We start from the raw sequence: 22,852 nt of genomic DNA, 5'->3' as shown, positions 1-22,852 counted from the left end.
GCGTTGTGCTTTCTGCGCCTCGCGCGCGTATGGCGGGTGCAGTACACTCTTAGCCATCGCCATGACGTTGGCAGGAGAATCACTAAGATGTCTGATAAAAACCTGAGCGAAGAACTCTTCAAACCCCGTTTCAAACACCCGGAAACCTCTTCATTAGTGCGCCGCCAGCATCACGCGGCGGTACAGGTGCATAACGCCCTCGAAGGTGACACCCAGCGCGGCTGGTACCGCATGCTGAATAAGCTGCTGTGGACGTGGCGTGGTCTGTCGCCACAGGAGATCAGCGAGGTGCTGGCGCGTATTGCCGTTAGCGATTTCGAGCGCACCAATGAAGCCCTGCTCGACACGGTGATCGGCTATCGCGGCGGCAACTGGAATTACGAGTGGTCGAAGCAGGCAGCGCTGTGGCAGCAGCAGGCGATGCAAAGCGAGAATCATGAAACCGCCGGTCAACATTGGCTGCACGCCGCCAATCTGTTCAGCCTTGCCGCCTATCCTTATATTAAGGGCGACGATCTGGCCGATCAGGCGCAGGTGCTGGCTAATCGCGCCTATGAGGAAGCCACGCAGCGCTTGCCGGGTGAACTGAAATCGCTGACCTTCCCGATAAGCGGTGGCGCGCCGGTAACCGGCTTCCTGCACATGCCAGCGCAGGCCGAAGCGCCGTATCCAACGGTGCTGCTGTGCGGCGGTCTCGACTCCCTGCAAAGCGATCACTATCGCCTATTCCACGATTATCTTGCGCCGCGCGGCATCGCTATGCTGACGCTGGATATGCCGTCGGTAGGGTTCAGCAGCAAATGGACGCTCAATCAAGATACCAGCCAGCTGCATCAGCAAGTGCTGCGCGAGCTGAGCAACGTGCCGTGGATCGATCATACGCGTGTGGCGCTGCTGGGTTATCGCTTCGGTGCCAATGTGGCGACACGTCTGGCTTATCTTGAGGTGCCGCGCCTGCGCGCCGTCGCCACGCTCGGCGCCATGGTGCACAGCGTGTTTGTTGATGCGCAGCAACAGCAACAGTTACCGGATATGTATATGGATATGCTGGCGAGCCGTCTCGGCATGTCATCCACCTCCGACAGCAATTTGCGCATCGAACTCAATCGCTACTCCTTGAAGGTGCAGGGTTTACTGGGGCGCCGCACGCCAACGCCGATGCTGGCGGCGTACTGGCCGGATGATATTTTTGGCCCGCAAGAGGATGCGCAGCTGATTGCTAACTCATCCTCGCAGGGCAAGATGCTGGCGATTCCCGCCAAACCGGTGTTTGCCAGTTTTGACCAGGCGTTGAACCAAATTTGTGACTGGCTGGAAAAACAGTTGAAAAACTAACTGGCGAAAGCGCGAACCTCTGCTACTACTTATATCCGGGATTTTCCATTTTTAGTTTCATGGGAAGCTAAAAATGCATTTGATACGGTTTATTTGAGGGAGAGTTTGCATGACGTTACCGAGTGGTCACCCCCGTAGTCGCCTGCTTAAGCGCTTCACCGAATTGGGGCCGTATATTCGCGAGGGGAAATGTGAAGAGACGCGTTTCTTCTTTGATTGCCTGGCGGCCTGCGTCAACGTCAAGCCGGCACCGGAACTGCGTGAATTCTGGGGCTGGTGGATGACGCTGGAAGCCCATGAAGATCACTTTACCTATGAGTACCACTTCGGTCTGTTTGATAAAGCAGGTGATTGGGGCGCAGCAACCATCAAGGGCAAAGAGAACAATGCCAAAGTGGAAAGCACACTGCGTAATTTCCATGAGCGCCTGAAAGCCATGCTGCATGAGCAGAAGCTGGATCTGAAACCGGCGGAAGGGTTTAAAGACGAGCCAGTAAAACTGAGCGCCTGATAAAACGTAGCGTGATTGAACAAGAAAGAGCCGGTGATGAGCCGGCTCTTTTTTTATAGACACAATTTATAGACACAACAAGGGTAATACGAAATCAGAACTGGTACGTCAGACCAACGGCCACGATGTCATCGTTGTTAAGTGACAGACGGTTGTCGTCGCTCAGCTGGTTGATTTTGTAATCAACAAAGGTCGACATGTTTTTGTTGAAGTAGTAAGTCGCGCCCACATCGATGTATTTAACCAGGTCCGCATCGCCGATACCTTCGATGTCTTTGCCTTTGGTCTGAACGTAACCGATGGAAGGACGCAGGCCGAAGTCGAACTGATACTGAGCAACCAATTCAATGTTCTGCGCTTTGTTCGCTGCACCAGATACTGATGCGCCGGTAGCGGAATCCGTACCGCTGATTGGCGTCATGTTACGGGTTTCGGTGTAGATGGCCGCCAGGTAAACGCTGTTAGCATCATATTTGATGCCCGCGCCCCATGAATCGGCTTTATCACCGGAACCGTATGCACGCGCTTGCTGCTGGTTAGTACGATCGGAAGAGGTAAGGGCAGACATCAGGCTGATGCCGGTATCACCAAGGGTGTAGCCCAGAGACGCACCGTAACCGTCGCCGTTCTGGCGTGAGGTATCGGTCGCGCTACCGCGTGCGTTGGCGCTGGTCGAATCGTTTTTGCCCTGATATTGCAGCGCGAAGCGCAGGCCATCAACCAGACCAAAGAAGTTGTTGTTACGATAGGTTGCCACGCCGGTCGCACGCGCGGTCATGAAGTTATCGGTACGCGCCGTACCGTCACCGCCAAACTCTGGGAACACGTCCGTCCAGGCCTCAACGTCGTACAGCACGCCGTAGTTACGACCGTAGTCGAATGAACCGTATTGACCAAATTTCAGGCCAGCAAAGCCCAAACGGGTTTTGTTGCCAGTGTTAGCGTCAGAACCTTCAGAGTTGTTGACGTTATATTGATATTCCCACTGACCGTAACCGGTCATCAGGTCATTAATCTGCGTCTGGCCCTTGAAACCGATACGCACGTAAGATTTGTCGCCATCGCTTGACGCATTATCGCTGAAGTAGTGTTCAGCTTTAACACGGCCGTAGAAGTCCAGTTTATTACCGTCTTTGTTATAAACTTCTGCGGCGTTTGCGGTGGAAGCCAGTGCCAGCGCAGAAACAACCAATGCCAGTGTGCTTTTCTTCATTTTGCTATCAATCCCAATGAGTAAAATTTGTTGTACCCGTGAAAGGTTTTGTAAAACACGGGACTTTTTACCGGTTGGCGATGAAAGTTTTATGACAGTTTTTCGGTTTTCTTGTTAATCGCGAACTTTTGGTCTAGCGCATTGTCCGCGGATTTTTGTGCTTTTCCCCTTGCTGCTGTTGGCTTCCTTGCTCACTCCTGATAAAACGTCCCTTCGCAGATTTTTTTCTTACATGGCAGGAAAAACATGAGTGGCAGTCAGACCCTTGTGGTCAAGTTGGGTACTAGCGTCCTCACCGGCGGTTCGCGTCGGTTGAATCGGGCGCACATGGTGGAGCTGGTTCGTCAGTGTGCACAATTGCACGCGGCGGGCCATCGTATTGTTATTGTGACCTCTGGCGCCATCGCCGCTGGACGCGAACACCTTGGTTACCCCGAACTGCCGCCTACCATCGCCTCAAAGCAGCTGCTGGCTGCGGTGGGGCAGAGCCGTTTGATCCAGCTGTGGGAACAACTTTTCTCGATTTACGGCATTCATATTGGACAGATGCTGCTGACGCGCGCCGATATGGAAGATCGTGAACGCTTCCTCTACGCGCGAGACATGCTGCGTGCGCTGCTCGACAACCACATCGTGCCGGTGATTAACGAGAACGACGCGGTGGCGACCGCGGAGATTAAAGTCGGCGACAACGACAATCTGTCGGCGCTGGCCGCGATGCTTGGCGGTGCCGATAAACTGCTGCTGCTGACCGATCAGCAAGGACTGTTCACCGCCGATCCACGCACGAATCCTGAAGCTGAATTGATCAGCGACGTGCACCAGATCGATGACGCGCTGCGTACCCTCGCCGGCGGCAGCGTTTCCGGCCTCGGCACCGGCGGCATGGCGACGAAACTGCAGGCGGCCGACGTCGCTTGCCGCGCTGGCATTGATGTGATTATCGCTGCGGGCAGCCGTCCCGACGTGATCAGTGACGTGCTGTATGGCAAACCGGTTGGCACGCGCTTCCATGCGCAGCAGTCGCCGCTGGAGAACCGCAAACGCTGGATCTTTGGCGCGCCGCCTGCCGGTGAAATCACCATTGATGATGGCGCGCTGGCCGCGATGCTCGAACGCGGCAGCTCGCTGCTGCCAAAAGGGATTCGTGAGGTGCAGGGCAATTTTTCGCGCGGTGAAGTGATCCGCATTCGCAATCTGCAAGGGCGAGATATCGCCCACGGCGTGACGCGTTACAATAGCGATGCCATGCGCATGATTGCCGGTCATCACAGCCAGGAAATTGGCGAGATCCTCGGTTACGAATATGGCCCGGTAGCGGTGCACCGTGACGACATGATCGTCAGTTAAGGAGCGGATGATGTTAGAAGAAATGGGTAAAGCGGCGCGCGCAGCGTCGTACAAGCTGGCGGAGCTCTCCACCGAACAGAAAAATCAGGTGTTGCTGACCATTGCCGATCGTCTGGAAGCGGAAAGCGCCGACATTCTGGCAGCCAACGAGCAGGATCTGGCCGATGCACGGCAAAACGGCATGAGCGCAGCGCTGCTCGATCGTTTGACGCTCAACCCGCAGCGCCTGAAAGGCATTGCCGATGATGTGCGTCAGGTGTGTCGTCTGGCCGATCCGGTTGGCCAGTTAATTGACGGCGGCGTGCTGGATAGCGGCCTGCGCATTGAGCGTCGTCGCGTGCCGCTCGGCGTTATTGGCGTGATTTACGAAGCGCGTCCCAATGTGACCGTCGATGTCGCGTCGCTGTGCCTGAAAACCGGCAATGCGGCCATCTTGCGCGGCGGCAAAGAGACCTATCGCACTAACGCGGCCACCGTGCGGGTGATCCAAAATGCCCTGATGCAGCACGGATTACCGGCGGGCGCGGTGCAGGCGATTGAAAATCCAGATCGCGAACTGGTTAATCAGCTGCTGAAGCTTGATCGCTACGTCGACATGCTGATCCCGCGCGGCGGCGCAGGTTTGCACAAGCTGTGCCGTGAGAACTCGACTATTCCGGTCATCACCGGCGGCATCGGCGTGTGTCATCTCTATCTCGATGAAACCATGGAGACCGAGGCGGCGCTGGAGGTGATCGTCAATGCCAAGAAACAGCGGCCAAGCGCCTGTAACTCACTGGAAACGCTGCTGATTCATCGCGATCAGGCTGAGCGCTTTATCCCGGCATTCCTGCAGCGCATGGCGCAGGAGAAGATTGCGCTGCACGGGGACGAAAACGTGCTGGCGCTGCTGCAAAACGGTCCCGCTGATGTGGTGGCGGTGAAAGCAGAAAATTATGATGACGAATGGTTGTCGAACGATCTGAACGTCAAGCTGGTGGCCGATATTGATGCCGCCATCGCGCACATTCGTCAGCACGGCACGCAGCACTCCGACGGCATCCTGACGCGCAGCATTGGCAACGCCAATCGCTTCGTCAACCAGGTTGATTCATCTGCGGTATACGTTAATGCCAGCACCCGTTTCACCGACGGCGGTCAGTTCGGCCTCGGCGCCGAAGTGGCGGTCAGCACGCAGAAGCTGCACGCGCGTGGACCGATGGGACTTGAAGCGCTAACCACCTATAAATGGATTGGTTGGGGCGACGATACGCTGCGTCGTTAATGTTCGCTCCTGCATGACAATGGGCACCGAAAACGGTGCCCATTTTTTTCGCTTTCGATCCAGTTATTCCAAGAGCTTTTTGATTTATTTCTGTCATCTATGGCGGGGTCGCTGCTTTTCACCCATTTTTTCCTTTAGATGCTGGTCTTACTGCTACAGAACAATCCTGAAAACCCCTGTCAGAACAAGCGATATGGTAATGATCACTGGTTTCGGCTTAACCGAAAGGGATAATGATTGTCCAGCTTCATTGATAAAAGCGGTTGGGTAGTAAACTGACGGTAATATAAAATGAACTGGTAGCAAAAATGAAAATAACATTCAGTCTTTTACTGAAGGCAGATTATTAACTGATGGTTAAAAAAGAAAGTACCAGACAAGCATTTACTGCCAGGCTGATTGCCGCGTGCGAGAGCGCGGGAATTGTCGGACACGGACGGAACAAACAGGTTGCGCTTGCTCTGCAAGAGAGGGGATGCAAGATCTCAACGCCGGGGGTTTGGAAATGGTTTAACGGACAATCAATTCCGGATGATAACAATTTGCTGGCGCTCAGCCAGTTATTAGACGTGCGCGTCGAATGGCTGCAGTTTGGCATGGAAAAACCGGCTGCCTTGCTGACTCAGCGAAGCCTGGTTAATCCACAACATCTGTTTCGCGTGGAGAGTCTGGATATCGGACAACACGGCGTGCGCAGCAGCAGTACGCGTGACGAACTGGTGGAAACCATTCAAGCCATTGAATATGGGCTGGAAGAGGCGCGCGTACTGTTTAACGGCCGTCCGGCCGAAAATATTCGCCTCATCGCCCTCAACAGTGACTCGATGGCCGGCACCTTTGCGCCGCGCGATCAGCTGTTTGTCGATATCAGCGTGCATCGCTTCGATGGCGATGGCATTTATCTGTTTACGCTTGACGATCAGCTCTATCTCAAACGCCTGCAGCTGCAGCACAAGAAGGTGGCGGTGATCTCCGATAACAAGCGCTATGAGACCTGGTATTTAACGCTGGAAGAAGCGAAGACGCTGCAGGTGGTGGCGCGGGTGATCATGAGCCAGGCGCGTGATTACCAAATTCTGGGCTGATCACAAAACGGCAGGTTGCGACAAAAAAATATTTTGGCTGAAATCATAAATTTAACTGATGGTAAATAAAAAATTAACCATTGGTGTTTGCCAATGCATTAGAACCTGTTAATAATTTGAGCATGGATGGACGACATACCTGCTCCCGGATGAGCCCGCTCTTAAACAATTGAGGCGCTGCACAAGCGCGATACATACCATCCAAAGTTAGTGAACTTTGGGATGGGGTGGATACGCACTTTGCAGCGTTGTCAGTTGCCCTCTGTTTTTCACTCTCCTCTACTTCACCCTGGCCGTTAACACTGCCGGGCGAGTTGACGTCGAGTATTTCCAGAGGAACAACCGACGCTTCGGTTTAAGCCGAATCGCCGTGCCTGCCACCCCATCGCCAAAGACTCATTCACAGGAGGAGTTATGGCGATCATCCAGTACGGAAAATCAGTATTCTCAGGCAATGCACGCACGCGCCGTCATCGGCGGCGCCAGTCCCTCAGTCGCCTTAAGCGCAGCATCGACAGCGCACTCGGCATCGAATATGAAAACGTCACCTTACGCACCGCTGAGCGCATCTGCCAGCGCCAGACGCAATCACGCGTCGACAGTGCGGTGTTAGCACCCACACGCGTCCAGCAGACGCAAGCGAGTTTCGATAACTGCTGTTTACCCCACGTTTATTTGTACGCCGTGCGCTAAGTCCTTCTCTCCCTTTCCCCAGTTTTAAGCGGAACGTTTCAATGGTGCTCACTGTTTAACCATTCTTGAGCGTTTCGCTTACCAAACAATGCGCTGAGATCGATAAACGATCAGCGAGATTTATGTGTTTTTGCCATTTTGCGCAGCCATTTTCAGACTATTGCGCCCGTTAAAGAGGAACCAACCACTATGAGCCAGATTATTGCCATCCTGAATTTCGAAGAGGGTTATCGCGAAGCGCCTTACCTCGACACGCTGGGCTTTCCGACGGTCGCTGGCGGTATTCGCATCGGCCCAAAAGGCGCATCGCTTAGCAATTACATTTTCCAGGTGCCACGACCGGTGGGGGATGTATGGAAGCAGTGCATCGTCGAGGGCAAAGTGCTGCAGATGCATCAGCGCGCGCTGGTGCAACAGGCGCTTGCCAAGTGCAATGAGGCGCGTAGCGATGTGCTGATCAGCATGGGGTATCAACTCGGTGTGGATGGCCTCGCGATGTTTCGCGGCATGCTCACCTCCATCACGCAAGGCGACTTTGATGCCGCCGCCAATGCCATGCTCGACAGCCTGTGGGCGCGGCAGACATCCGGCCGTGCACGGCGCCATGCCGAAGTGATGCGCAGCGGCACCTATGACATTTATCGGGGGCTGCTATGAATCTGAAACTGTTGATTTTTGTTACTGCGGTGCTGGCGGTGATCGTCGTGGTGATGGTGATGCAGCGCTTCACCACGCTGGAGTTCGTCAAGCATGCGCGGCTGTTATTCAAAACCTGGTCGGTGTGGCTGGCGTCACTTGGTTCGATGCTCAGCGCATGGGTGCAATCTTTTCCCAGTGCTGCGCTCGATGCGTGGAACAGCATGCCGCCAGATGTGAAAGCGATTCTGCCGCACAACTATCTCGGTTTGATTGGCGCCTTCATGGTGGCGATGGGCGTGATTGCGCAATTCGTTCGCCAGAAAGGTCTCAACCAGCAGAAAACAGCGATGGAGGAAAAAGCATGACATTTCTCATGGCAATGCTCGGCGGCAGCTGGCACTGGCTCGCCGCACTGGCGGGCGTGATTGCCGCGCTGGCTGCCAGTTATTTCGGCGGTAAGAAAATCGGCAAGGTGCAACAACAATCCCAATCCGCCGTGGAAAACGCCGACAAAGCGGCAGCCCAGGCGGTGGCAGTTAATCAGCAGCAGCAACAGCTGCGCGAGGAGGCCAAACGTGTGGAAGCCACCAATCTTAATCTTGATGACGCTGCTGCTCGCGACAAGCTGCAGCAATCGAAATACCACCAGCCCTGAAGCCCCTGTCGTCATCGACTCTGCCTGTACCCTTTTTTCCCCGATTTACACCCACGGCAATGATGCCGAGCGCATGGACGTTCGTACCGTGCGCGCCATCAACAACCACAACGATCTTTGGGATCAGCACTGCGGCCAACCGGCCAAATAACGCTGCTCTCACGCATTTGCATTACCTACCTGAAAAGCCGAGGAGGCTATGATGATCGAAGTTAACTCTTATGCTGAACTGCGCACCACTGCACCATCCAAAAACGGCGATCTGGCATTCTTACGCCGTTACAATCCAGATTCCACCTTCCGTGGCGGCGGTGATTTTACCGGTTTTATCGGTACCACAACGGCCGTTGATGATGGCGGCACGCTGGCGGTAGGAAACGGTTTTTACTGGAAGCGCGTGATTAACAACCCTTCCGATATCAACCTCTATCACTTCGGTGCGAAGGGCGACGGTTATGCCAACGACACCGATGCGTTTAATCGGATGCTGGCGTGGACGCAAAACTACTCGGGGAACATCACCGCATTACCGGTGCGTTTCCCAGGCGGTAAGTTCCTGATTAGCCCAATCGATATCAGCGGTACCGAGCGCGCCTTCTTTGGCTTGCAAGGCGATGATGTTGAGCTGGGTTCTTTGCCGCGTACTACCATCATTTCAGACAAAAGCGCCAATACGGTGTTCAAGGTGAAGGCGCGTCGTACCTCGATCAGAGGTATTGCATGGAATGGCCAGGCGTCGGCCGATATCACCACCAACAAAAGCACCATCACTGCCGATATGTGCAGCAACGTGCAGCCGTTCTTCGAAAACACCTGTATCGAAGGCACCACCGTAAATATTTACTGTTTCCGCGCGCAGAATAATGGCGGCACGGTAATCAAAGTGCTGGATACTCTCGACAGTAAATTCGACCAAATCTACACCCTCTATACCTACGGACGCGTGTTTGATGTCGGCTGGTCGAACTCGCCAAAAGGCGCCTGGGATCACTCCACGGCGATTGAGATCTGTAACTGTAACTTCCAGACCGGTTACGGTGACGCCACGCTCTATATGCCGCGCGTGACGCAGGGGATTTTGCGCAACGTATGGATTGAGCATACGCGTAATCCGGGCGATCTCTCTGACGGCGGCTGGACCATCGATACCCTGAATATTGAGGATTGCGGTAACCCATTCAACCTCAACAATGCGCGCGTCACCATCCGACAGCTGAACCTGCAATCTGGCGCCAAACTCACCACCGATGCCGCCGCAGGACGTTGGTTATCCACCTTTGAATATGGCTATCGCCGTGATGAAAGCTACGGCAGCTTCCTGACCGGTTCGCTGCGTGCGGGCTATTTCAGCGGCTACAAGATCACCAACAATACCGACACCGATAACTGGTATCGCCTGGGACAGCTGTTTTTCCCGAACGCTAACCAGCAGTGGGTGATGGAGTTCATTGGTAAAGCGGATGCCACTCAGCCAACCGGCACCGCCGGTTCCCCGGTCAATGTGGCTGCCACCGGTAAAACCTGGATCAACCTGCAGCGACTGGAAACGGTATGGGCCGATGTTTATCACATGGGGCAACCCGCGGTGCTGGATATCCGCTACAGCCGTGTTGGCACCACCTATGCGGCGGTATGGGTAAAACTGCGGGCTAACAGTGGCGACACCATGATGAACCTGAAATGCACCGGTCCAACGCGTTTCGATAGCGGTTCATGCTCGCTGTTCCAGCAGGACTTCTCGGTGGTGACTGATACCACCAAACTGGGCGGCTTCAAACCCGCCGCGCGCTTCGGTCTGCATAATGGACTGGCAGGTATCGGCGCCAATGAGAAAGGGGTGCTGACCGTCGCGACGGCGGCCGGTACGCCGACCAATAAAACCGCGCCTACGGGCTTTGTGCTGGTCAATATTAACGGTGTCGATCGTAAGCTTCCCTATTACGATTGAGGTCCAGCACCTTTTTGGCGAGGCCTCTGGCCTCGCCTTTTTTTGTTTATAGACCGGAGAAGGATATTTTGTTCTGTAAGCTCTTGCTGAAATGATTTCCGTATAATTTATAAACACAATAATTGATGTACACTTTAAGGTGCATTATTATGTGCTTAATAAAATATAGTGAGAGGTGGTTTATGGAGCGAATTCTCGCGGAAAAATCTATAAATATTACTGAGTTGAGAAAGAATCCGGCAAAGTACTTCATTGATGAGCCGGTAGCTGTTCTTTCCAACAACCGACCTGCGGGTTACATGATCAGTGCTGAGGTATTTGAAGAACTGATCGATCTGTTGGAGGAGAAACAAGGAAGAGTTCATACGGCTGCGCGATTCAGACCCAATGCTAACCGTCTAAGTGACATTGCGGAGAGTGGCGAGAAACTGCTGCAAAGCGCCTCTGACAAGGATCTGACCGAGTTCACCGAATGAGCATTAGGGTTTTTAAATCAACTTTGATTCGTCAACAATTGAGCCAGGCAGAGCTTGATGATTTAGTGGCGGATTTTCTGTCCTATAAAAAAGAGGGGGAGTTGCCAGATACGTTTGGTCGGGATGCGCTCTATGATGACGACCGAACCTATCCATTGGTAAAAGAAGAGCAGGTGGCTCACATTCATCTTGCCGATGCAGATGCACCTTTTCCCAAATTTTTACGTCAGTTCAAGCGGACCAGCGATCAGGCCCACTTGGTTTACTGTCAGGGTGCAATGGATCCCAATGCCTATTTACTGATTATCATCCTGAAGCCCGAAGCGCATAAAATGGCACGCAATAATAACAATATGCATAAGATCGGGATGATGGCCGAAGCATTCAGGATGAAGTATTAAGTTGATCAAAAACCCCTTTTTATAGAGGAGCGGCATAACACCGCTCCTCTATCCGTCACCCTTTTGGGAAAATCCACACATGGTTTTCCGGCAGCGCCAGATGGCAGTGCTGCGGATCGCGTACCTCGGTGCCGTAGGCGCGAATCACAAAATCATCGCCCGCGGTACGGAACAGATATTCCCAGCGGTCGCCGAGATACATGCTGGTGAGCAGCGGCAGTTCCAGCTGATTTTCACCCGGTCCGTCTACCAGTCTCACGCGCTCCACGCGAATCACTGCCGTGGCGTCCTGCCCCTGTTGCACACCTTCTCCCGCTAATCCCCACAATGCCCAGCCTTTCCCTTCGATACGCGCTTTACCGGCGCGCAGCTCGGTGATTTTGCCGTGCAGCCGGTTGTTGCTGCCCATAAACTCAGCGGTAAACAGGGTTTTCGGCGAGCCGTACATCTCCTGCGGCGTACCCTGTTGCTCGATCTTGCCGTTATTGAGCAACAAAATACGGTCGGAAATTGCCATCGCCTCATTTTGATCGTGTGTCACCATCAGCGCCGACAAGCCCAGCTTGATGATCAGTTCACGCAGGAACACCCGCGCCTCTTCACGCAGCTTGGCATCCAGATTTGATAACGGCTCATCCAACAGGATCACCGGCGGGTTATAAACCAGTGCGCGGCCAATGGCTACGCGTTGCTGCTGTCCACCGGAAAGCTGATGCGGGTGGCGTTTGCCGAGATGACCTAAGCCCAACTGCACCAGCACATCCTGCACGCGCTGGGTAATTTCAGCGGAGGCCACTTTGCGCAGCTTTAACGGATAAGCCACGTTCTCAAACACGGTTTTGTGTGGCCATAACGCGTAGGACTGGAACACCAATCCAAGGTTGCGCTCTTCCGCCGGGATCTCGCTGCGCGGCGTGCCGGCGTAAACGGTGTTGTTGCCAATAACAATGGTGCCCTGCGTCGGCTTCTCCAGCCCAGCGACCGCGCGCAGCAGCGTGGTTTTACCGCTGCCGGATGGCCCCAATAGAGAAACCACCTCACCGCGCTGCAGGTTCATGGAAACGCCTTTCAGCACCGGATTGTCGCCGTAGGTTAAGTGCAGGTTCTCGACCGATAATTCAATCATGTAATTTCACTCCAAATCGCAGGGCAATACCCAAACCGACGACCACCAGCAGGATGTTAATAAAGGAGAGGGCGGCAACGATATCAATCGCGCCCGCCGCCCACAGGGAAACCAGCATTGAGCCGATGGTTTCCGTGCCGGGTGACAGCAGATACACGCCGGTGGAGTATTCGCGCTCGAAAATCAGGAACATCAGCAGCCATGAGCCAATCAAGCCGTAGCGTGACAATGGAATCGTGACGTGGCGCGTAATCTGTCCGCGCGTGGCGCCAGTGCTGCGCGCCGCTTCTTCCAGCTCCGGCCCCACCTGCAGCAGCGTTGAGGAGATCAAACGCAGACCATACGCCATCCACACCACGGTATAGGCCAGCCAGACGCTGAAGATGGTGCTACGCAGCGAACGCAGCCAGACGATCAGGTTATCGCGCAGCCATTGCGACCAGGCGAAATCAGAAAGCCAGCCCGCTTTGAGGGAGTTATCCAGCCACATCGGCAGGAACAGGAATACCCAAAGAAATGCCAGACCGGCCAGCAGCCCTGGCACCGCGCGCGGCACCAGCACGCTGTAGTCGAGGAAGCGCGTAGTGTTGTCCGGTTTGCGGTGCATGGCGATGCCAATAAACAGATAACATCCCACCGCCAGCGCGCCGCCAATGACGCCGATCGCCATGGAGTTGACGATAGCGCGCAGCAGGTTGGGTTGCGCCCAGATGGTCTGGAAGGTTTTGATCGACAGTTCATCCCACAGCGAGACGCCAACGCCCCAGTTGGAGATAAAGGCGCGCAGCACCACGCCGAGCAGCGGTACGCCAATGGTGACGGTTAGCCAAAAAGCGACCACCGCACCGGCAACCCAGCGCCATTTGCCCAGCGGCAGGGCGCGCGCCTGCGACGCTTTCCCTTTCACAGTGACGAAGCGGTTGGCGGTGCGCATCAGGCGGCGTTGCAGCATCACCAGCGGAATGGTGATGCAAATCAGCACCACCGCCACCGCGGCCATCAGGTGATAGGACGGCGTGCCGAGTTTATTGGTCAGCTGATAGAGATAGGTGGCCAGCACCATGTTGCCTTCGGGATCGCCCAGCACCAGCATCAGACCGAACACCTCCAGCCCGAGGAAAAACAGCAGTACGATGGCGTATAGGATCGAGGGACGTACCATCGGCAAACTGACCGCCGTCATCACCTGCAGCGGCGATGCACCTGCGATACGCGCCGCTTCTTCCACATCCGAACCCACGCTGCGCAGCGCCGAGGAGATATAGAGATAAGCGTGCGGCACGTGCGTCAGACCGGCGATCACCACGATGCTCGACATGTCGTAGATATTCCACGGCACAAATCCCAGCAGCGACTGCGCCCACAGCGAGAAGAATCCCACCGGGCCCGCCGCCACCACATAACCAAATCCCAATACCATCGGCGAGACAAAAATCGGCACCAGGATCAGCGGCTCAATGAGGCGTCTGCCCGGTAGATCGGTGCGCACCATTAAGAATGCCAGAATGCCGCCCAGTGGAATGGCGATGATCACCAGGCCGAATGCCAGAATGAATCCGCTTCTCAATGCCTTATAGAAGTCGGGATCGGTAAAAATAAATGCGAAGGACTCCAGGCTCCACTCTTTCGACGGAGAAAAGAACGGGGCGGAGAGGAAACTTTGAATGACGATAAACGACAGCGGAACGTAGATAACCAGCGCGGTTATCAGCACCACGACGCCGCGCGGCAGGCTTTGCCACTTTCTGCGCAATGTACTCATAGTGAGACCCTGAATGGCGAAATCAGATAAGAGAAAACCAGCGCGACGCAGCGGGTCGCGCTGGCTTAATGCCCTTATTTACCGGCGGCGGTGCGCCACTGTTTGATGTAATCGAGGCGTTTTTTCGGCTGCAAATACTCCAGCAGGCTTTCATCCACCGGGATCGGTTTCAGCGCCGTGCCTAACATTTTGGTCATGCCATCAATGTCGTTTTTGCCTTCAATATCGTTGCGCAGGGAAGGGATGTCGGCCTGATTGGCCAGAATGCTTTGTCCTTTCTCAGACAGCACGTAATCCAGCCACAGTTTGGCGGCATGGCTGTTACTCGCTTGCTGGCTGATAAAGGAGACGCGCGACAGTACTAGCGTGTAATCCTTCGGATAAGCGATCCCCAATGAAGGATCGGTTTTGGCGCGAGCTTCGGCATAAGAGCCGAGGATGTTGAAGCCGATCAGGTTTTCACCGGATGAGACCCGCTCCATCATGGTGCCAGTTGATGACTGCACCGCTAAGCCGCCTTTTGCTACGTCGGCCAGGGTTTTGAAATAGTTGGGATCGGCTTTCGCATCCTGCACCGAGAGCATGAAGCCGAGGCCCGATTTCTCAATATCGTAGGTGGTGACTTTGCTCTTGAACTTGTCGGTCTGACTGGCGATCAGCTTGGCCAGCGCGGTGTGTGAATCAGGCACATCAGCGGCGGGAATCAGGCGTTTGTTGTAGATGAAAACCACCGGTTCGTAGGTGGTGCCGTAAGCTTTGTTATTCCACACCGCCCATTTGGGGATCTGGCTCAACTCTGGCGATTTATACTCCTGCGCATAGTCGGTAGCCAGCTTCAGGCCGGTATCCATTGAGGAGCTCCACACCACATCGCCGCTGGTGCCGCCCGACGCCTGTTCGCTGATAAAACGGTTGTACAGCTCGGTGCTGTTCATATCGTTATATTCAACTTTGATGCCGGGATAGGTTTCTTCGAAGCCTTTGATCAGCGGACCGGCGGCTTTGGTGTCGGTGGTGGAGTAGACCACCACTTTGCCCTCTTTCGTTGCGGCATCAATAACGCTTTGGTAGTCCGCCGGATAGCCCTGCGGCGGGGCGGCAAAAGCAGAGCACGACATCAGGACAGTAGCGGTAACCAGAGAGAGATGAAATGTGTTCGACATTATAATTAACCTTTTAGTTACATTTGAGGAACTAAGGGTCAACATAGCCGATCGTCTTTGCCAGACAAGAGGTGACCGAACGTTATCTTCACGAAGTGTGATTGTCGGCGCTGTTTAGCCAATTAACACCATTAAAACCACGCAGGCCGCGGCACGGCATTTGCGCTCGGTCACACTATTGCGCGTCGGTTATTTTACGGTACAGCCGACGCGGATGGCCGATATTGCCATACTGCATCTCCACGCCAATAAAGCCGATCTCGACACAATATTCCAGATAACGGCGCCCGGTGGTTTTGCTGATTCCCACGCTCTCTACCACTTGCTCCACTGACCAGCTGTCCGCGGGCGCCGCGCTGAAAACGCGTTTAACCCGTTCCAGAGTGATTGCTTCAATGCCTTTGGTTGAGGGCGCGGCAGGCATATCGCTGGTGGGCAGATTAAACAACTTATCCAGCACCTGCTGATCAACACTCTTCATCTGGCGCAGGGTCTGCACCAGCAGCATAAAGCGTTCCAGCGAGGCGCGCAGACGATGAAAAAATACCGGTTTTAACAGGTAATCAAACGCGCCACTGCGCATCGCGTGGCTACAGGTTTGCATGTCGCTGGCGGCGGTAATAAAAATCACCGAACACTCAAAACGTTTTAGCAGCGGATCGTCAATCAGCGTGACGCCCTGGCCGTCCGGCAAGTAATTATCCAGTAGCACCAGCCTTGGCTGATGCTCGCGGATAAGATGACGCGCCTGCTCCAGCGTGGCGGCAATGCCCACCACACGTAGGTGAAAGTGCTGCTCAATAAATTCGCGATGCAAATCGGCGAGATGCGGCTCATCTTCGACAATCACAACATCAAGCGCCCTGGCACTATTCATGGCAACCTCCTGGCGAAACTGCGGGCTGGAACGGGATGAAAACCGAGAAGATGGTGCCCTGCGGCGCATTGTCGCTGATCTCGATGCTGCCGCCGGCCTGCTGAACATAACCTGCCGCCAGATAGAGGCCAATGCCGTGTTCCGCTCCCAGCACGTCGTCGTTGCTGGAGGGTTTACTGGTGACGCCCTGCTCAAACAGATACGGTTTAATGCTGTCATCTACGCCGCCACCCTGATCGGCGACTTCAATGAGCAGCTCCTGATTACGATCGGAAATATACAACTCCACCGGCGTAGTGGGCGTTCTGGCGATGAGCGTGGCATCGACGGCGTTATCCAGCAAATTCCCCACCACAGACATCAATGCAGTTTCGCTAATGCCGGCGGGAATACGGTTGAGCTGGCAGGCGGGATCAAATTTTAGCTCGACGCCTTTTTCACGCGCGCTGACATATTTCCCCAGCAGCAATCCGCACAGCGCCGGTGAGGTGAAGCGTGCAGAGACAAAATCCAGCACCTGCTGCGCCCCGGCAGATTGCGCGTGGATATAGCGCATCGCATCGTCATAGCGCTGCATTTGTAATAAGCCCACCAGCGTGGCGGTCCAGTTCAGCTGCTCATGACGCATAATGCGCAAATTATCCGCATATCGCTTTACCTGGCTCAGCTGGCTGCTCAGGGTATTGATGTCATTTTTATCGCGAAAGCTGCACACCCAGCCGCTTGGCTCGCCGGGCTCCAGCTCGATCGCCACCCGGTTGACGATCACCTGACGCTGATTCAGCACGGTGATGTGATCGTGGTGACGACCACTCGGTTGCTCCGCGTGTTGGCTGAGAAACCCCGGATGAATCTGTAGCGCCTCATGCAGCGGTTTACCCAGCAGTTCGCTCTCGCTCTGCTGAATATCCAGCAGTTCTCGGGCGGCGCGATTAATTAAAATCAGCTGCTTCTCCGCGTTAACGGCAAATACCCCTTCATACATCGCTTCCAGTAACGCTTTTTGTTGCAGCACCAGCAGCGCGATATCTTTCGGCTCCAGCCAGAACATCTGTTTCTTCAGGTTGCGGGTAAACACCCATGAAAAAATAAACAGCAGCAGCAGCAGAGCGAGGCCATACAGGCTTGCTTGCCACAGCAGGCTAACGTTGATATTGGCGATATAGGAGGTGAGATAGCCCACCGACACAATACCAATCACCCGATGCTGCGCATCAAAGATCGGCGCTTTGCTGCGTAGCGATACGCCGATGCCGCCTTTACGTACGGAGATGATGGTTTTCCCCTGCAGCACCTCCGCGTTGTCGCCACCAATTAACGGCAGGTTGAGGCGTTCGGGCGATTCCGAATGATAGAGGTGCTGCTCATGGACGTCGCCGATGACGATATAACTGGCATCGCTTTGATTACGCAGTGGCTGGATCAATCCAGCAATGCCCGCAATATCCCGGTGTGCCACTCTCTCCGCCAGGCCCGGCATCAGCGCGATTTCACTGGCCTGCACCCGCGCGCGCTGGCCCAGATCGTGATGCAGTTGTCGGTCTATAAAATGGAACAGGATGGTGCCCAGCAAGGCTAAAAGCAGGCAGGAAAAAAGCACCAGAGAGAGAAAGAGTTTCACCTGAAAAGGTAATCGGCGTTTCATACAACCTGCAGTAAGGAAAACTGGAGTGAGGCGTGAGGGGAGACTAGCACGCGAAAATGCCGCCCGGCATCGGTTGAAGCCAGAGTTGTGAGCTGGCTACAATCTCTCAGCGGCTTGGGCGCTGGTGAGTGCTGGTACGCCGAACAAACGCTTTCCCTCCTTATTCCTGGCATTCTCTCCCTGCGGCGCTAATCAATTGCTTAAATGCCAATTCATCGCGGCTAATCTATGCGCATCATTTTTATTAACGCGCAGCCTGAGTAAATTCCGTTTTGGTCTGGCAACCATTGACCTTATAACCACTAGTGGTGAGAATGCCGCTATAAGTTTTGAACCAGATCGCAAATTTTGGGCATTAAGCCCGTTGCAGTGCGGCTGCGAGAGCCGCACTGAATTAACGCCACTTGCACGCATCGGCTAGCGAAAGACGCGCCGAAGTAATAAAAGTGCAGGGCATACAGCAAATATCGTTAATGTCGTGACGTTCGTTGAGAAGGCCCGTCTATTGATGCACCTTTTCAGCCCCGGTCGGCATTTCTTGTTTTCCGTGATGAGTGCGATAAAGCGCCAGCGCTTTTTTATTCTCATTAGGAAGTAGATAAAAATTTAATTTAAGTTCGGATTGAAAAGGCGGTCACTGCGTAAAGCATACTCCGCAGCTGAAAAAAACGTAACTAGCTGAAATTACACTGAACTCTCATGAGTGCAGCGCAGCCTTTTTACGCCAAAAATAGTGCTTTGTCTGTTTTCAGTACACTGGTAGCTGTAAGCCAGGGGCGGTAGCCTGCCCATTTTGTCGAGTGAAAACAGAATTAAATTGCTCAGTTTATTTGGCGATTATCTTATTACGCTTGCTGTGTAGTCAGAATTAACCGGCATTTTTAATTCGCCTGAGGAAACTCTGAAATACACAGCCAATAAATGTTAAGCAGGGCGAAAGCAACGCACAGCAATGGTTATCGATTATTTACTGTGACGTTCATCGATCTTTTTTTACGCCCGCAAATTTTACTCCGACAGAGTCCAGAGGTCCTATGCAAAATCCCGTTAACGACGTTTTAATCAGCGTCATCGTGCCGGTGTATAACGCCGCGGCGTATCTGGAGCGATGCATTGATAGCCTGCTACGGCAGGATGAAACCCGTTTTGAAGCCATCTTCATTAACGATGGTTCCAGCGATAACTCGCTCGCCATTTTACAGCGTTACGCCCATTACCCGCATTTTCACATCATCGACAAAAGCAACGGCGGCGTCTCTTCAGCACGTAATCAGGGGATTAACGCATCGCGTGGCAAGCTGCTGTGCTTTTTAGATGCCGATGATTTTCTGCCAGCCAGCGCCTTCGCCACCTATGTGCGCCTGATGCAAAACCCGGTGGCGATGGTGGTGGGGGAGTCGCAGCACTTTACGCCGCAGGGGCAGCCACTCGATTTTCCGGCCAATTCGAGTGATGCGCGCCAGCTGGCAGCCTCAGCGGCCATCAATGATTTGCTCTACTTCAATCCGCGTCACGGCATCTGCGACAAGGTATTTCGTGGCGATGTAATCCGCCAGCATCAGCTCCGTTTTAACGAAGAAATTTATAACTTCGAAGATCTGCTGTTCGTGATTAATTACCTGCATCTGCAGCAGGATCGCCAGGTGATATTTACCCAACAGGTGGTTTATCACTATGTGGTATCAGATAACTCTGCCACGCGCTCGGCACTGCGGGAAAAACACTTCTCGTTTGCACGCTCCTTTAATGGCATGCAGGCGTTTTTATCCACGCAGCACAAGCGTTGTTATTACCATCTCTATTTAAAAGTCACCTCATCTTATATCTATAAAGCGCTGCACAGCGATGGATTCAGCCGTGCCTTTATTGATGAATATATCTCGCTCTACCGTCGCAGCTTTAAGTCCTATTTCACCTCTGGATTGATGTTCAATCCGTGGAGTTTGTACTTTGCGCTGTTTTTCGTCAGTCCACGACTGGTATCGCGTCTGCGCCGCCTGGCACAGAAATAAACGCTGAGGTTGAGTTGTGAAAGATAAATTAAAAAACTCGATGTGGATGATCGCGGAAAAGCTGATTGCAGTATTTGGCCTGATATTTGTCACCTCCTATGTGGCGAAATATGTTGGGCCCACCACCTTCGGCATCATCTCGATCTCCATGCTGGTGTTCCAGTTTATTCAAAGTATTGCCCTGATGGGCAGCGATGTGATTCTGCTGAAACGCTTATCGCAAAATCATCACTCCGGTATGCGTTTAATGATGGCGACATTCCTGCTGGTGTTACTGATTTATGGCGTGTTATCCGTCACTGGCATGCTGATTATGGGCGAAGAGTGGAGCGCTGATGCGTTGATATTTATTTGCGCTGCGGCGATTGCCTGCCTGTTTTCCTCACTCGATTTGGTCAATATCTACAATGAGGCGATGCTGAATGCGCGCCTGAATGTGATAGCCAACCTGGCTGGCCTGGCAATCAGTTTGACGGTGCGCTTCTTTATTTCCTATTACGGTTTTGACCCGCACTATTTGGCGATTCCCATTGTACTGGCGACCTTTATTCCGTTTGTCATCAAGCTGACGATATTCCTTAAATACCATCGCCAGGTGCCGATTCCCGCGATACGTCAGATGAAGAAATACTCCCGCTATATGGTGGCCTCGGGTATTTCACTGGTGTTTTCGGTGATAGCGGTAGCGATTTATACCCGCGTGAATCAAATCAGCGTCTCTTATTTCCTCGGCGTGAAAGAGGCGGGGATATTCTCCGTCGCGCTAACGCTGGCTACCGCGTGGGTATTTTTACCCAATGCCTTACTGGCTTCCTTTTTCCCAGCGTTCTTTGCCGAGCGCGATGATGAGCAGTCGATCATCAAGGCGCAGAAATTACATCTGCTGGTGATTGGCGTTTCATCAATGGTGATTCTGGCTATTTGGCTATTGTCCGGATGGTTTATCCGTGACTTTTACGGCGCCGAGTATCTCGATGCGGTCGCGCCAACGCTATTACTCAGCGTTGGCGCGATGTGTGCCGTGCTCAGCAGCGTGATGGATCGCTTTATTATTAAGTACAACGGTTACCGTTATTTGGTGAAGAAAACCTTCGTAGTGTTATTAATCTGTGTGGCGTCATCACTGTTATTGGTGCCGTATTTTGGTTTAAACGGCGCGGCCATGAGCGTGGTATTAACCGAGTTCCTCTCCTTCTCGCTACTTAATTACTTTTTCCCTGCTCAGCCAGTTATGCGTATTCATCAAGTGTTTATCAACCCCAGGAAACTATGGCTGTTATTTAGCAATATCAAAACCTCAGACAGTAAAGAGAGTTTATCATGAATGAAAAACCCCTATTTAGTCTTATCATTCCCGTCTATAACTCACAAAAAACCATTCAACGTACTTTGCTGAGCGTACTTAAACAGACGTTCAGCAATTATGAGGTTATTGTCGTTAATGATGGCAGCAGCGATTCAACCCCGAAAATACTGGAGGAGTTTAGCGCTTATTCGCAAGTCACCGTTATTCACCAGATTAATGCCGGTGTTAGCGCGGCGCGAAATAGCGGGATGCAACAGGCCAAGGGCGACTATGTACTGTTCCTTGATGCGGATGATTGGGTGGATGATAACTTCCTGATGATCTTCAAACAGAATCTCGATGCCTGGCCAGCGGAAACGGTGGATCTGATGGTTGGCAACCTCAACGACAGCCGGGTGGGGAAGGTGTCGCAGGCGGGCTTCTTCAGTAATGAGGATATTCCCTATGTGCTCGGTGAGTTGGAGATGAGTGACAACATTGGTTATCTGCATAACAAATGTTATCGCCGGCAGATTATCGAAGAGCTAAATCTGCGCTTTTTGGAAGGTATCTCCATGAGCGAGGATCTGCTGTTTAACCTTAAATTCTTCAGCTGCATTAGCAATTTCCTGGTGACACCGGGCGCGGCTTATCACTATGAAGATGTCGAGGCGTCACTTTCCAAAAGAAAAGTGCAATACAGCGAACTGAAAGTGAGAAAACAGTTTCTGACGGCGCTTTATGACTCAATTATTAGTAAGTATCACGCCAGCGATCTCGATTATTTTCTTAAAGGTATCTCCAAGCGCGTATTGGCGTTGGATATGCAAATCGTCACCGCCATGTATCACTCTTCATTTTCACCTGCTGATATTGCCCAGGAAATTAATGAAATAAAGCGAGGAAAATACTCCAAAGGTATTTTCATTCTGCTGAATAAAAATGAAAAACTGAAGTACATGATTATGAATTTGAATACTCTCACAGCGTACTATTTTCTTTATGCACTCTACCGGATGCGCGCATTCTGATTCTGCCTTCATACTTCAAGTTGCAGGTGCGTTGGCTGCGTGGATTCGCCCCGGTCACTTACTGATGTAAGCTCCCGGGGACTCATCCACTTGCCGCCTTCCCGCAACTTGAATTATTTGGCAGAACCGTTATCAGTGGCAACAGAGCAGCGTTGCCACTCCTTTCCACTCTCGCCACGCCTTTCTGCTTCCTCACTGTGACTCCTTCTTGCACTCCTCTCGCGTCTCATGTCAAATAGCGCCCCAGGCAATCGATTGCGCGCAAGTTTCGTGCATTTCCTGCCCTTAAAAACATCAGGGTGCGTGAATTTGATCCATTAAAACGTCATCCTTTGCGTTACGGCGGCGCTGCAGAGCCCGCGCCATGATTGGCAGCCATCG

Annotated in this window: 21 protein-coding genes; 15 read left to right on the top strand and 6 right to left on the bottom strand. The window is 53.2% G+C overall.

Features of this window, described 5'->3' with window-relative positions; all coding sequences use genetic code 11:
- Positions 1 to 87: 87 nt before the first annotated feature.
- Together frsA and crl are read left to right on the top strand one after the other, a co-directional pair.
- On the top strand, positions 88 to 1,335 hold the full coding sequence (frsA, locus tag WFL93_RS05035; protein WP_336777374.1) for an esterase FrsA: 1,248 nt from the start codon (positions 88 to 90) through the stop codon (positions 1,333 to 1,335).
- 109 nt (positions 1,336 to 1,444) lie between these two features.
- Positions 1,445 to 1,846 carry a sigma factor-binding protein Crl gene (crl, locus tag WFL93_RS05030; protein WP_007887135.1) on the top strand — a complete coding sequence of 134 codons (402 nt, stop codon included), beginning with the start codon at positions 1,445 to 1,447 and terminating at the stop codon, positions 1,844 to 1,846.
- A gap of 94 nt (positions 1,847 to 1,940) precedes the next feature.
- Here the strand turns inward: crl and ompC are convergent, their stop codons facing one another.
- The gene (gene ompC / locus WFL93_RS05025; protein WP_007887134.1) at positions 1,941 to 3,059 is read right to left on the bottom strand and encodes a porin OmpC; all 1,119 of its coding nucleotides are present in this window, start codon (positions 3,057 to 3,059) and stop codon (positions 1,941 to 1,943) included.
- A 246-nt stretch (positions 3,060 to 3,305) separates the two neighbouring features.
- On the opposite strand from ompC, the gene proB reads away from it, so the two are divergent.
- The 10 genes from proB to WFL93_RS04975 all read left to right on the top strand — a co-directional run bounded on the left by proB (position 3,306) and on the right by WFL93_RS04975 (position 11,570).
- On the top strand, positions 3,306 to 4,409 hold the full coding sequence (gene proB / locus WFL93_RS05020) for a glutamate 5-kinase (RefSeq protein WP_007887132.1): 1,104 nt from the start codon (positions 3,306 to 3,308) through the stop codon (positions 4,407 to 4,409).
- A gap of 10 nt (positions 4,410 to 4,419) precedes the next feature.
- A complete protein-coding gene (proA, locus tag WFL93_RS05015; protein ID WP_007887130.1) occupies positions 4,420 to 5,673 on the top strand; it encodes a glutamate-5-semialdehyde dehydrogenase in 1,254 nt (417 codons plus the stop codon).
- 353 nt (positions 5,674 to 6,026) lie between these two features.
- On the top strand, positions 6,027 to 6,758 hold the full coding sequence (locus WFL93_RS05010; protein ID WP_007887129.1) for a S24 family peptidase: 732 nt from the start codon (positions 6,027 to 6,029) through the stop codon (positions 6,756 to 6,758).
- Positions 6,759 to 7,172: 414 nt separating this feature from the next.
- On the top strand, positions 7,173 to 7,451 hold the full coding sequence (locus WFL93_RS05005; protein WP_007887128.1) for a transcriptional antitermination N peptide: 279 nt from the start codon (positions 7,173 to 7,175) through the stop codon (positions 7,449 to 7,451).
- Positions 7,452 to 7,640: 189 nt separating this feature from the next.
- Positions 7,641 to 8,108: a hypothetical protein gene (locus WFL93_RS05000; RefSeq protein WP_007887127.1), complete on the top strand. Its 468-nt coding sequence runs from the start codon at positions 7,641 to 7,643 to the stop codon at positions 8,106 to 8,108.
- Positions 8,105 to 8,455, top strand: a complete 351-nt coding sequence (locus WFL93_RS04995) for a DUF7940 domain-containing protein (protein WP_007887126.1) — start codon at positions 8,105 to 8,107, stop codon at positions 8,453 to 8,455. Before WFL93_RS05000 ends, WFL93_RS04995 begins: the two co-directional genes overlap by 4 nt.
- Positions 8,452 to 8,745, top strand: coding sequence for a hypothetical protein (locus WFL93_RS04990; protein WP_336777373.1), 294 nt, complete (start codon positions 8,452 to 8,454; stop codon positions 8,743 to 8,745). Before WFL93_RS04995 ends, WFL93_RS04990 begins: the two co-directional genes overlap by 4 nt.
- Before the next feature lie 202 nt (positions 8,746 to 8,947).
- Positions 8,948 to 10,693, top strand: a complete 1,746-nt coding sequence (locus tag WFL93_RS04985) for an amylovoran biosynthesis protein AmsF (RefSeq protein ID WP_049850765.1) — start codon at positions 8,948 to 8,950, stop codon at positions 10,691 to 10,693.
- A gap of 182 nt (positions 10,694 to 10,875) precedes the next feature.
- Positions 10,876 to 11,169, top strand: coding sequence for a type I toxin-antitoxin system antitoxin YafN (yafN, locus tag WFL93_RS04980; RefSeq protein WP_007887121.1), 294 nt, complete (start codon positions 10,876 to 10,878; stop codon positions 11,167 to 11,169).
- Positions 11,166 to 11,570, top strand: coding sequence for a type II toxin-antitoxin system YafO family toxin (locus WFL93_RS04975; RefSeq protein ID WP_336777372.1), 405 nt, complete (start codon positions 11,166 to 11,168; stop codon positions 11,568 to 11,570). The genes yafN and WFL93_RS04975 overlap by 4 nt, the downstream gene beginning before the upstream one ends.
- Before the next feature lie 55 nt (positions 11,571 to 11,625).
- Here WFL93_RS04975 and WFL93_RS04970 read toward each other — a convergent pair whose 3' ends face one another.
- The 5 genes from WFL93_RS04970 to WFL93_RS04950 all read right to left on the bottom strand — a co-directional run bounded on the left by WFL93_RS04970 (position 11,626) and on the right by WFL93_RS04950 (position 18,143).
- Positions 11,626 to 12,696, bottom strand: a complete 1,071-nt coding sequence (locus WFL93_RS04970) for an ABC transporter ATP-binding protein (protein ID WP_007887119.1) — start codon at positions 12,694 to 12,696, stop codon at positions 11,626 to 11,628.
- On the bottom strand, positions 12,689 to 14,458 hold the full coding sequence (locus WFL93_RS04965; RefSeq protein WP_180823138.1) for an ABC transporter permease: 1,770 nt from the start codon (positions 14,456 to 14,458) through the stop codon (positions 12,689 to 12,691). The genes WFL93_RS04970 and WFL93_RS04965 overlap by 8 nt, the downstream gene beginning before the upstream one ends.
- A gap of 74 nt (positions 14,459 to 14,532) precedes the next feature.
- Positions 14,533 to 15,621 (bottom strand): ABC transporter substrate-binding protein, encoded by a 1,089-nt coding sequence (locus WFL93_RS04960; RefSeq protein ID WP_007887116.1) that lies wholly within the window; start codon positions 15,619 to 15,621, stop codon positions 14,533 to 14,535.
- A 175-nt stretch (positions 15,622 to 15,796) separates the two neighbouring features.
- Positions 15,797 to 16,498: a response regulator gene (locus tag WFL93_RS04955; protein ID WP_336777371.1), complete on the bottom strand. Its 702-nt coding sequence runs from the start codon at positions 16,496 to 16,498 to the stop codon at positions 15,797 to 15,799.
- Entirely contained in the window at positions 16,491 to 18,143 is a 1,653-nt protein-coding gene (locus WFL93_RS04950; protein ID WP_336777370.1) for a sensor histidine kinase, read from the bottom strand. The genes WFL93_RS04955 and WFL93_RS04950 overlap by 8 nt, the downstream gene beginning before the upstream one ends.
- Positions 18,144 to 19,177: 1,034 nt before the next feature.
- Here WFL93_RS04950 and WFL93_RS04945 point away from each other — a divergent pair.
- Genes WFL93_RS04945 through WFL93_RS04935 form a run of 3 tightly spaced genes read left to right on the top strand, consistent with a single transcriptional unit; the run spans position 19,178 to position 22,471 of the window.
- Positions 19,178 to 20,155, top strand: a complete 978-nt coding sequence (locus WFL93_RS04945) for a glycosyltransferase family 2 protein (protein ID WP_180823141.1) — start codon at positions 19,178 to 19,180, stop codon at positions 20,153 to 20,155.
- A gap of 16 nt (positions 20,156 to 20,171) precedes the next feature.
- Complete coding sequence (locus WFL93_RS04940; protein WP_007887108.1) at positions 20,172 to 21,479, top strand: oligosaccharide flippase family protein; 1,308 nt, start codon at positions 20,172 to 20,174, stop codon at positions 21,477 to 21,479.
- Positions 21,476 to 22,471: a glycosyltransferase family 2 protein gene (locus tag WFL93_RS04935; protein WP_049850774.1), complete on the top strand. Its 996-nt coding sequence runs from the start codon at positions 21,476 to 21,478 to the stop codon at positions 22,469 to 22,471. Before WFL93_RS04940 ends, WFL93_RS04935 begins: the two co-directional genes overlap by 4 nt.
- The last annotated feature ends 381 nt before the right edge of the window (positions 22,472 to 22,852 follow it).

This window comes from Pantoea sp. USHLN256 (assembly GCF_037149875.1).
Lineage (GTDB): Bacteria > Pseudomonadota > Gammaproteobacteria > Enterobacterales > Enterobacteriaceae > Pantoea > Pantoea nemavictus.
Note: the sequence above shows the minus strand (reverse complement) of the source record. Positions and strands in the feature narration are given on the sequence as shown.

Coding starts and splice junctions, on each gene's coding strand:
- frsA (WP_336777374.1), top strand. CDS start 88: ATGTCTGATAAAAACCTGAGCGAAGAACTCTTCAAACCCCGTTTCAAA.
- crl (WP_007887135.1), top strand. CDS start 1,445: ATGACGTTACCGAGTGGTCACCCCCGTAGTCGCCTGCTTAAGCGCTTC.
- ompC (WP_007887134.1), bottom strand. CDS start 3,059: ATGAAGAAAAGCACACTGGCATTGGTTGTTTCTGCGCTGGCACTGGCT.
- proB (WP_007887132.1), top strand. CDS start 3,306: ATGAGTGGCAGTCAGACCCTTGTGGTCAAGTTGGGTACTAGCGTCCTC.
- proA (WP_007887130.1), top strand. CDS start 4,420: ATGTTAGAAGAAATGGGTAAAGCGGCGCGCGCAGCGTCGTACAAGCTG.
- WFL93_RS05010 (WP_007887129.1), top strand. CDS start 6,027: ATGGTTAAAAAAGAAAGTACCAGACAAGCATTTACTGCCAGGCTGATT.
- WFL93_RS05005 (WP_007887128.1), top strand. CDS start 7,173: ATGGCGATCATCCAGTACGGAAAATCAGTATTCTCAGGCAATGCACGC.
- WFL93_RS05000 (WP_007887127.1), top strand. CDS start 7,641: ATGAGCCAGATTATTGCCATCCTGAATTTCGAAGAGGGTTATCGCGAA.
- WFL93_RS04995 (WP_007887126.1), top strand. CDS start 8,105: ATGAATCTGAAACTGTTGATTTTTGTTACTGCGGTGCTGGCGGTGATC.
- WFL93_RS04990 (WP_336777373.1), top strand. CDS start 8,452: ATGACATTTCTCATGGCAATGCTCGGCGGCAGCTGGCACTGGCTCGCC.
- WFL93_RS04985 (WP_049850765.1), top strand. CDS start 8,948: ATGATCGAAGTTAACTCTTATGCTGAACTGCGCACCACTGCACCATCC.
- yafN (WP_007887121.1), top strand. CDS start 10,876: ATGGAGCGAATTCTCGCGGAAAAATCTATAAATATTACTGAGTTGAGA.
- WFL93_RS04975 (WP_336777372.1), top strand. CDS start 11,166: ATGAGCATTAGGGTTTTTAAATCAACTTTGATTCGTCAACAATTGAGC.
- WFL93_RS04970 (WP_007887119.1), bottom strand. CDS start 12,696: ATGATTGAATTATCGGTCGAGAACCTGCACTTAACCTACGGCGACAAT.
- WFL93_RS04965 (WP_180823138.1), bottom strand. CDS start 14,458: ATGAGTACATTGCGCAGAAAGTGGCAAAGCCTGCCGCGCGGCGTCGTG.
- WFL93_RS04960 (WP_007887116.1), bottom strand. CDS start 15,621: ATGTCGAACACATTTCATCTCTCTCTGGTTACCGCTACTGTCCTGATG.
- WFL93_RS04955 (WP_336777371.1), bottom strand. CDS start 16,498: ATGAATAGTGCCAGGGCGCTTGATGTTGTGATTGTCGAAGATGAGCCG.
- WFL93_RS04950 (WP_336777370.1), bottom strand. CDS start 18,143: ATGAAACGCCGATTACCTTTTCAGGTGAAACTCTTTCTCTCTCTGGTG.
- WFL93_RS04945 (WP_180823141.1), top strand. CDS start 19,178: ATGCAAAATCCCGTTAACGACGTTTTAATCAGCGTCATCGTGCCGGTG.
- WFL93_RS04935 (WP_049850774.1), top strand. CDS start 21,476: ATGAATGAAAAACCCCTATTTAGTCTTATCATTCCCGTCTATAACTCA.